Annotated in this window: 3 pseudogenes; 2 read left to right on the top strand and 1 reads right to left on the bottom strand. The window is 63.4% G+C overall.

What is annotated here, in order from left to right:
* Positions 1-89: 89 nt before the first annotated feature.
* Together ABZ656_RS57445 and ABZ656_RS57440 are read left to right on the top strand one after the other, a co-directional pair.
* Positions 90-1577 (top strand): annotated as a pseudogene (locus tag ABZ656_RS57445) (reverse transcriptase domain-containing protein); the annotation flags it as partial.
* A gap of 113 nt (positions 1578-1690) precedes the next feature.
* Positions 1691-1831, top strand: a pseudogene (locus ABZ656_RS57440) (IS5/IS1182 family transposase); the annotation flags it as partial.
* A 38-nt stretch (positions 1832-1869) separates the two neighbouring features.
* Here ABZ656_RS57440 and ABZ656_RS57435 read toward each other — a convergent pair.
* A pseudogene (locus ABZ656_RS57435) lies at positions 1870-2514 on the bottom strand (serine hydrolase domain-containing protein); the annotation flags it as partial.
* Between the last annotated feature and the right edge of the window lie 90 nt (positions 2515-2604).

Here is a 2604-nt window from a genome sequence, read left to right as displayed (position 1 = left end):
GGCAGTCTGCCTTCAACTCGCGGCCCGAACCGTGAAATCACCCGTCAAAGCCACAACACTCACAGCAGGAGGGGCAGTATGAAGCCACCATGCCGACCTGGTCGGATAAGCTCGTCGGGGAAGTGATCCGCCTGTTGTTAGAGGCGTTTTACGAGCCGATATTCTCCGACCGCTCCCATGGATTTCGTCCCCGCCGTGGCTGCCACACCGCATTGCGGGAGGTGGACCACACCTGGACCGGGACGTCCTGGTTCATCGAAGGGGACATCGCCGACTGCTTCGGCAGCCTGGACCACCAGGTCCTGTTGTCGATCCTCGGCGAAAAGATCCATGACCAGCGGTTTCTGCGGCTGGTGCGCAACATGCTCAAGGCCGGATACCTGGAGGACTGGAAGTGGGGTGCCACGCTCTCCGGAGCGCCGCAAGGCGGAGTGGCCTCCCCGGTCCTGTCCAACATCTACCTGCACAAGCTGGACGAGCTCGTCGAGACAGTCCTTGTTCCGGAGTACACCCGAGGGAAGCGCCGGGCCCGAAACCCGGCCTATCTGGAGTTGCAGAATCTGCTGGCGAAAGCCCGCCGACGCGGCGACCGGGTCCAGGCCCGTGCACTGCGTCAGCGGATGGTCAGCCTGCCGAGTGCGGATCCGAACGATCCGGAATATCGCAGACTGCGCTACATACGCTATGCGGACGATCATCTCCTTGGTTTCACCGGACCGAAAGCCGAGGCCGAGCAGATCAAGCAGTGCCTGGCCCAGTTCCTGCGTGACGAACTCAGGCTGGAACTGTCCCAGGGAAAGACGCTGATCACTCATGCCCGCACCGGGGCAGCGAGGTTTCTCGGCTATGAGATCACGACCCAGCACAACGACACGAAGAAGACAGGACGTTACCGTCGGGTCAACGGCCAGATCGCTCTCCGTGTCCCACGGGACGTGATCAAAGCCAAGTGTGCCCCCTATCTTGACCGCGGAGAACCCGCGAAGAGGACGGCCCTGATCAACAGCACCGATCACGCGATCGTGGCGACCTTCGGGACCGTCTACCGGGGCATTGTCCAGTACTACCTGCTCGCCGGAGATGTCTTCCGGCTGCACCGGTTGCAATGGGCCATGGAAACCTCGATGCTCAAGACCCTCGCAGCCAAGCACCGTTCATCGGTTTCGAAGATGGCCGCCAGGCACAAGGTCAGAATCGACACCCCCAACGGGCCCCGAATCTGCTTCGAGGCCCGAATCGAGCGGAAGAACAGGAAACCGCTGGTGGCACGGTTCGGTGGAATTCCTCTCCAACGGCAGCGAGCGGCAGAACTCGCCGATCGCGAGCCGGTTCGGGTGGACTATCCGCAGAAGGAACTCATCGCGAGACTCCTGGCGGACACCTGCGAGATCTGCGGAAGCAAGGGCAACGTAAAAGTGCACCACGTCCGCGCTCTCGCCGACCTTGCACATGCCGGATGGCAGCCTTCCGACTGGGCGCGCGTCATGCTTCACCGGCGACGCAAAACCGTCGTGGCCTGCGACACCTGCCACGACCGTATCCACTCAGAACGGCCAGCCAGACCACTCACGCAGTAGTCACTGGAGAGCCGGATGACCGGGAAACCGTCATGTCCGGTTCGGCGGGAGGCCGCGCGGAACAGGACTCGCCCTCACGGCGAGCACCTCACCGCGCGGCCGACCCAACCGCCTGGCTGATGCATCACCGCCGTCTCGCCCGTGACTACGAAACCCACCCCCACCGTTCCGAAGCCATAATCCACGTCGCGATGATCGACCTCATAAGCCGCAGACTCACCCGCGAATCCACCCCGAACTGGCGCGACACCTGAACCTCGAGCCAAACAACCTCGGCGGGACAAAACGTTCTTTAAGAACGGGTCCGGCACAGTTCCTGACCCACGAGTGCGGTCATGGCCTGCCAGGTGTCCTGGCCCCCGTCACTGGTGACGTACACCACGGCGGTCCGGGTCCTGTCCCGGGTGGCGCCGCCCCAGGTGACATAGCCGAGGAGTTCGCCCCTGTGGCCGAAGTAGCTGCCGCCACAGGGCAACGGGATCTCGGCCAGACCGAGTCCATACCTCACGCCCAGCTCGGGCGCGAGCTTGGTGGTCGTCATCTCGTCGAGCTGCGCCGGGGCCAGCAGACGGCCGCCGAGCAGCGCGGCGTAGAACCGGTTCAGGTCGTGCGCGGTGCTGATGATCGAGCCGGAGCCGACGGCCATACTCGAATTGAGCTCCGTGACGTCGATGCCGGTGTCGGTGCCGAACGCGGCGTAGCCCTGGGCGTGCGGGCCCAGGATGAATGGGAAGACGCCGGGCGTACTGGTGTCCCTCAGGCCCAGCGGGCGGATGATCCGGTCCTTCACCTCCCGTGCCCAACTTCGGCCGGTGACCTTGTGGATGATCATCGCGGCGAGAATGTAGTTGGTGTTGGAGTACGACCAGCCATCGCCCGGGGAGAACTTGGCAGGGTGCCGCATCGCCAGACCCACCAACTCCTCGGGGGTGTAAGAACTCCTAACAGAATGCTGCAACTTGCCTTGGAATGTTGCCGTCTGATGGGACGTTAGCCTGCACATGAGAAGGGGTGAGCAGCTGCCGTG

Origin of the sequence: Streptomyces sp. NPDC007095 (assembly GCF_040634475.1) — a bacterium.
Taxonomy (GTDB): Bacteria; Actinomycetota; Actinomycetes; order Streptomycetales; family Streptomycetaceae; genus Streptomyces.
The sequence above is the reverse complement of the archived record's forward strand: the minus strand, read 5'-3'. Positions and strand labels throughout refer to the sequence as shown.